General features: G+C 67.1%; 8 protein-coding genes. 3 read left to right on the forward strand and 5 right to left on the reverse strand.

All coding sequences use genetic code 11. The annotated features are described in order from the left end of the window. Window positions 1-51: 51 nt before the first annotated feature. Entirely contained in the window at window positions 52-693 is a 642-nt protein-coding gene (locus tag J2X01_RS18640; protein WP_310060913.1) for a LytR C-terminal domain-containing protein, read from the reverse strand. Between the two features lie 81 nt (window positions 694-774). Beyond that, window positions 775-1,092, reverse strand: a complete 318-nt coding sequence (locus tag J2X01_RS18645) for a DUF3263 domain-containing protein (protein WP_374724995.1) — start codon at window positions 1,090-1,092, stop codon at window positions 775-777. Between the two features lie 94 nt (window positions 1,093-1,186). On the opposite strand from J2X01_RS18645, the gene J2X01_RS18650 reads away from it, so the two are divergent. Together J2X01_RS18650 and J2X01_RS18655 are read left to right on the forward strand one after the other, a co-directional pair. Further along, window positions 1,187-2,008: a uracil-DNA glycosylase gene (locus J2X01_RS18650; RefSeq protein WP_310060916.1), complete on the forward strand. Its 822-nt coding sequence runs from the start codon at window positions 1,187-1,189 to the stop codon at window positions 2,006-2,008. 14 nt (window positions 2,009-2,022) lie between these two features. Next, on the forward strand, window positions 2,023-2,862 hold the full coding sequence (locus J2X01_RS18655; protein WP_310060919.1) for a siderophore-interacting protein: 840 nt from the start codon (window positions 2,023-2,025) through the stop codon (window positions 2,860-2,862). A 12-nt stretch (window positions 2,863-2,874) separates the two neighbouring features. Here the strand turns inward: J2X01_RS18655 and J2X01_RS18660 are convergent, their stop codons facing one another. Together J2X01_RS18660 and J2X01_RS18665 are read right to left on the reverse strand one after the other, a co-directional pair. Further along, on the reverse strand, window positions 2,875-4,371 hold the full coding sequence (locus J2X01_RS18660) for a threonine/serine exporter family protein (protein WP_310060922.1): 1,497 nt from the start codon (window positions 4,369-4,371) through the stop codon (window positions 2,875-2,877). A 31-nt stretch (window positions 4,372-4,402) separates the two neighbouring features. Beyond that, window positions 4,403-5,476 (reverse strand): lipid II:glycine glycyltransferase FemX, encoded by a 1,074-nt coding sequence (locus J2X01_RS18665; RefSeq protein WP_310060924.1) that lies wholly within the window; start codon window positions 5,474-5,476, stop codon window positions 4,403-4,405. 114 nt (window positions 5,477-5,590) lie between these two features. Here J2X01_RS18665 and J2X01_RS18670 point away from each other — a divergent pair, with 114 nt between their 5' ends. Beyond that, a complete protein-coding gene (locus tag J2X01_RS18670; protein WP_310060926.1) occupies window positions 5,591-6,145 on the forward strand; it encodes a TspO/MBR family protein in 555 nt (184 codons plus the stop codon). Between the two features lie 28 nt (window positions 6,146-6,173). Here the strand turns inward: J2X01_RS18670 and J2X01_RS18675 are convergent. Beyond that, the coding region (locus tag J2X01_RS18675) for an L-serine ammonia-lyase, iron-sulfur-dependent, subunit alpha (protein WP_310060929.1) at window positions 6,174-6,392 on the reverse strand (219 nt) is incomplete at its 5' end.

The raw sequence follows: 6,392 nt of genomic DNA on the forward strand, positions 1-6,392 counted from the left end.
GGGCGCGGGCGGGCGGGGCGCCAATAGTTATTCAGGCGTAACCGGGACGGACTACTGGAAGCCGGGGGCCAGCACGACGACCAGCGGCAGCTGGAATTCGGCCGAGTCAACCATGGTCGGGATGCCCAGGAGTTTTCCGAGGGCTTCGGCGTTGGCCTTCTGCGCGGCGCCGGCGTAGAAGATGACGGAGCGAGGCTGTGGCGCACCGCCCCAGTTTCCGAGCGTGCCAACGGTCCAGCCGGCGGTGGAAACGGTTCCGCCCACGCGGTTCGCCAGGCCGGCGGTGGCGGTGGAGTTGAAGACCGCCACCGGCTGGGTCTTGTCGACGGCGGCGGCCGCGGTGGGGGTTGCGGAGGGGGTTACGGAGGGCGTGGCGGCCGCCGAGGGTGTCCCGCTGGCAGCCGGGCTGGCGGACGCGGGGCTGGCGGGGGCGGAGGCTGTGGGGGCCGGGGACGCCGCGGCGCTGCTGCCGCCCTGCTCGGCCGATACGGCCTGGGTGCTTCCAGCAGAGGAGAATCCGAGTTTCGGCAGGATCAGGAAGGCCAGGAGGCCCACGGCCAGGGCTGCGGCGCCGACGGCCAGGATGGGCCCCAGACGGCGGCCACGCCGGGATTCGGCGACCGCCCGGTGGACACCCTGGCGTGTGGAGGTCTCCGGGACCCGATCAAATTCATCCCGAGCGTATTTGGTCATGGTCAAAACGACGTCCTTGCTGATTTCTGACGATTTGCGCCCACCGGCTTCCGCGCAGGAATCCGCGCATCAGGTTGTGCTTTACGCGTCTGAGCCCAAGCGGCGAGCAGTGCGGGCACGTTGGCGTGACGTACGTAGTCTACGCAATCTCTTCACCAACATGGGATCGTGGGCCAGCGCATCCTCACTGTCAATGAGGGCATTGAGGATCTGGTAGTAGTGCGTTGCGGAGAGGTCGAAGAGCTCCCGGATCGCCTGTTCTTTGGCTCCGGCGTACTTCCACCACTGCCGTTCCAGCGCCAGTATCTGCTGGTCCCTGCTGCTAAGGGGGGACTCCGGGCTGGTCCCCGCGGACAGCGATTCCGCCGTCGAAGGGTGCTCCTGCGCTGGTTCGGCCACGACACACTCCCTTTGCTGGATCCGGTGAAAAGTCTTCCCCATGCTACGGGCGAATAACAGGCTTGTCATTTGCGACCCTGCGAGAATAGGCCCTGTGCCTACCTTCGACGCGCTTGATTCCGATGCCCTCTTCGAGCTGCAGCCCCCGTCGGCCGAGACTCCCGGTTTCGCTGAGCTGGCACGCCTGCCGTTGAATGAGCTCGTTGCTGCCGGCTGGGCGGACGCGCTGGCACCGGTGGAACAGCAGCTGCGGGATGTCCTGGCTTTCCTCGGCCGGGAAGTTGCCGGGGGCCACGCGATCCTGCCGCCGCCGTCGAACGTTCTCCTGGCGTTCCGGCAGCCCCTGGCGGAGGTCAGGGTCCTGATAGTGGGCCAGGACCCGTACCCGACGCCGGGCCACGCCGTCGGGCTGTCCTTCGCCGTGGACGGCGCCACACGGCCCATCCCGCGCAGCCTCGCCAATATCTACAAGGAACTCGAAGACGATCTGGGCCTTTCGCCGCGGGTCCACGGCGACCTCAGCCCGTGGGCGGACCAGGGCGTGCTGCTGCTCAACCGCGTCCTCAGTGTCCGGGCCGGGGAAGCGGGCTCGCACCGCAACCGAGGATGGGAAGCCATCACGGCGGCGGCGATCAGCGCCGTGGCGAACCGCGTCACCGCCGACGGCTCCCCCGTGCCGCTCGTTGCGATCCTCTGGGGCAAGGATGCCGGTACCGTCCGGCCGCTGCTGGGCACCGCGCCGGTGATCGCCAGTGCCCATCCGAGTCCCCTCTCGGCAGCACGGGGATTCTTCGGCTCCCGGCCGTTCAGCCAGGCCAACACGCTGCTCCAGGAGCAAGGGGACGGCACTGTGGATTGGGAACTTCCGCCCCTTCCCCGTCGGCTTCACAGTCGGGGCCACGCCCAGCCTTCTTAGCTAGTCTTGACTACATGACCTCAGTCCCCGCTGCCACCTCGGCCACCCGCAAATCACGCCCGCAGACGAGCCTCACCGTCCTGCGCCGCGAACAGCTCTCCCCCCACATGGTCCGGATCATTGCCGGCGGCCCGGGCTTCGCGGGGTACGTCAACAACGCCTTCGTGGACCGGTACGTCAAGATCGTGTTCCCCCAGCCCGGGATCAACTACACGGAGCCGCTGGACCTCTGGGAAATCCGGGAGTCCCTGCCGCGGGATCAGTGGCCGCACACCCGGACCTACACCGTCCGCTGGGTCGACGAGGCTGCCGGGGAACTCGCCATCGACTTCGTGATCCACGGCGATGAAGGTCTGGCGGGCCCGTGGGCCGACGCCGCCCGGCCCGGCGACGCCCTGATCTTCACCGGCCCGGGCGGGGGCTACAACCCGGACCCGACGGCGGACTGGTACCTGTTCGCGGGCGATGAGTCCGCGCTGCCGGCCATAGGCGCCGCGATTGAATCACTACCGGAGGATGCCCGCGGACTGGCCTTCCTCGAGGTGGACACCGACGCCGACATCCAGGCCATCGCCGCGCCGGCCGGTGTGGAGCTGCGCTGGCTCCTGCGCGGCGGCGTGCCGGCCGGGGCCAGCGACCTGCTGGTCACCGCGGTGCGTGACACCACCTGGCCGGAGGGCCGGGTGCAGGTCTTTGCCCACGGCGAGCGAGGCTACATGAAGACCCTGCGGAGCGTGCTCTACGGGCAGCACGGGCTGGAGCGCTCCCAGGTATCGCTGTCCGGGTATTGGGCGATGGGCCGGGTGGAGGACGACTTCCAGGCCGAGAAGAAGCTGGCCATCGGCAAGATCTAACGGCACAAGGCCTCAGCGGCGCCGCGCCCGCCGTCGTTCGTTGCTGGCAAGGCTGCGGGTCAGGGGCCGGGCCAGCGTGTCACCGAGGACGATGCCGGCCGCCACCCCCATCACGATAGCCCCGGCGTTGAGCATGCCCCCGGCACCCAGCAGGATCTCCGATTCCTCAACGGTCAACACATACATGGAGCGGAATATGGTGAGGCCGGGCAGCAGGATCAGCCCGGCGGGAACGGCCACCACCAACTGCGGGGCACCCATTCGAAGCGCCACCACCCGGGCGAGCAAACCGATGGCGACGGCGGCCAGCGCGGGAGAAAACCGGGGTCCGATGCCCAGCGACTCTCCCCCGAGCAGGACAAAATAGCCCACAACTCCGACGGCGGCGGTCGGCAGCAGCAGGGTCACGGAGGTCTGTTCGGTGATGCCGATCATCAGCACCGCGACGGCGATCAAAATGACCACCACCCATAAGTCATACGCCGGCGGGAATGTTTTAGTGACGTCGATCGGCTCCATGCCGGTCATGTCCCCGACCACGAAGCCGACCGCAATGCCGGCCACGAGCGCCCCGAAGGTCAGCATGGTGGAGAGGAACCGGCCGGCCGCAGTGACCGGGAAGCCGTTGATCGCGTCCTGCACCGAGGAAACGAGCCGTCCGGTCGGCAGCAGCAGCAGGATGCCACCGACCACCACAATCTCCGGGGCAATCTGGATCCCGACCAGGCCGCCGAACCGCCACAGGAGCAGGGCGATGAAGGTGACCAGGAAGGAACACGAGGCAGTGATGAAGAAGTCCGGTGTGCGCCAGCGCCCCAGCTGCCGTGCCAGCAGGCTGACCAGCAGGTTGGAGAAGAAGGCGACCGCGGAGGCTCCCGGCCCGCCGCCGAGCACACCGACAAAGACGGCGGAAAAGACGCCGAACGCCACAGTGACCATCCAGCGCGGGAACGGCTTGGAGCTGTGGGTGATCTCCTCGAGCCGCCGCACAGCCTCCTCGCGGCCAACTCCGCCGGCCACGATTTCGGTGACCAGCTGGTGCACCTGGGAGAGCCCGGCGTAGTTGTTGGTCCAGGACCGGACCACACGCAGCAGAGAAATGGGAGTCTGGTCCTTGGGGGCGTAGTTGATGGCGACGGACTGGTTGGTGATGTCCACTTCGATGTGCTTGAGGCCCAGCGCGGCCGTAATGGCGATGATGCTGGTTTCCACTTCGAGGGCGCCGGCGCCGTACCGGAACATGGACTCGGCCAGGTGCAACGCAAAATCGATGGTCTTGCGGGCAGAGGTGTCCATCCCGCCCACCTGGATCATCGGGTTGGCGTACGGGCTGCCGGCGAGGCGGTCCACGATGCTCATCGGGGCGGTCGGCGGGTTCTCGCCCTGGACGAGCCGGCGCAGCATCCGCTTGGCCGCGGCATTCTGCCGCACCTGTGTGGCCGACATCGGCTCGGTCCTGGGCAGTCCGTCGGTGTGCGGCCTGCGGCGGCCGTCAGTTTCCTTGGTCATTCCGGCGTCCTTATTTGTCGTGGCAGCCGGTTTAGTAGAACTGCTGGCCCGTGCGGCGGGTGTAGAGCTGGCGGGCAACGCGTTCGCCCGCGGCCATCCAGGCCTTGTACTTCAGCGGGCTCAGCACCTGGTCGTAGCAGCCGACGAAGTCGGTCACGGTCTTGCTGAAGCTGGTCTTGAAGAGGCCCAGCCCGTGGAACGGGTTGGACGTGTCCTTGAGCTGGTCGCTGGGGGGCGTGCCGCAGAAGTCGTATTCGGTGCAGCCGAGGCCCTTCAGCTGGCTGATGGCCGTCCACTGCACCAGGTGGGAGTCACCGTACTGGCCGCGTTTCTGCAGCGAGCCGCCGTCCTTGTACGTGCCCTTGCGGCCGTAGTTGATAACGAAGGCGCCCACGGACGGCACCCCGTTCTCGTAGACGAACAGCAGCCGGCCCTGGCCCCGGTTGATGAAGTTGGTCCAGAACTGCCGGTAGTACCCGTATTCGCGGACGCGGACCTGGGACTTGGCTTCCACAGTATCGGTCATCAGCGCATACATGGCGCGGAAGTTCTCCTCGGTGGGCTCCACCTGGAGCACTTCCACGCCCTCGCGGATGGCGCGGCGGACGGCATTGCGGCCGCGGGAATGCAGGTTCCTCAGCAGCTGGTTCTCTTCCGGGGAAATGTCCAGCAGTGCCGTCGAGTCGTTGGGCTGGAGGTTATGGGTCTTGACCAGACCGGCACCTTCGATCACCCGCCCGGCCTCCTCGGAGCGCACGATGTCAGGCTCGATCTTGATGGCAAAGACGCCAAGCCGGGCGCGCTTGACGAACTCGGCGTTGGCCGCTGCGATGCCGGGGATGTCCTCGACCGAGGCCACATCCGGGCCCTTGATCAGGTACCAGAGCTTGCCCAGGATCGGGAACGACTTCTCGAGGATGAGGTTGTAGCTCGTGTAATCGGCCGTCTCGTACACAAGGTGAAGTGGTTTCCAGCCAAAGTGTTGCTTGACCTCGGCGAAAGCCTCCGATTGCAGGAGATTGCCGCCATTGGGGTTCGCGGTGACGAGGGCATCCCAGTTGGCGATCTCTTCGGCAGAGGCAAAACGGGCGGTGAATTCACGCAAGGGTGCGGCATCCAATCGTTGCGGTACGAGCGTCGGCGGCATGCGGACATGCAGGCTCAAGTCTATCCGCCCGGCCCCATGCTCCCGCCTGGGCGGAACGGCTACGCTGGAAGCATGCCGTCTGACCAGCAAGCATTGACAACAGGATCCGGACGCCGGGGGCACACGGGCGGGAAGCGCGCGGCGGGCACCCAGCTGCTGGGGCTGCTGGGCTTCCTCGCGGCCTCCGCGCTGGTTGCCGGGCTCGGTGGACTGGCCACCGCCAGCAACGTCAACGGCTGGTATGTTGCCGCGGACAAGGCTCCCTGGTCGCCGCCGAACTGGGTGTTCGGGCCGGTCTGGACCATCCTCTACATCGCCATGGCCGTGGCCGCCTGGCTGGTCTGGCGCCGCCGGGCCGAAGGCACACGGCCCGCCCTCACGGCCTACGCGGTGCAGCTGGTGTTGAACCTGCTGTGGACGCCGGTGTTCTTCGGCCTGTACCCGGCGCTCGGCACGGCCGCGCTATGGATCGCCTTCGGCATCATCGTGGCCCTGATGGTGGCCGTGGCGGCCACGGTGCTGCTCTTCGGCCCGATCAGCCGCACCGCCGGGTTGCTGATGCTCCCCTACTTGTCCTGGCTGGTGTTCGCTTCGTCACTGAATCTGTGGGCGGCCCTGAACAACTAGGACCCCGACCGCCTGGCCAGTTACGGAATCAGCATTCGACGACGTTGACGGCGAGTCCGCCCATGGCGGTTTCCTTGTATTTGGAGCTCATGTCCTTGCCGGTTTCGCGCATGGTGATGATGACCTCGTCGAGGGACACGCGGTGGGTGCCATCGCCCCAGAGGGCCATTTTGGCGGCGTTGATGGCCTTCGCGGCGGCGATCGCGTTGCGTTCGATGCAGGGGATCTGCACGAGCCCGCCGATCGG

It is taken from the genome of Arthrobacter ginsengisoli (assembly GCF_031456935.1).
GTDB lineage: Bacteria > Actinomycetota > Actinomycetes > Actinomycetales > Micrococcaceae > Arthrobacter > Arthrobacter ginsengisoli.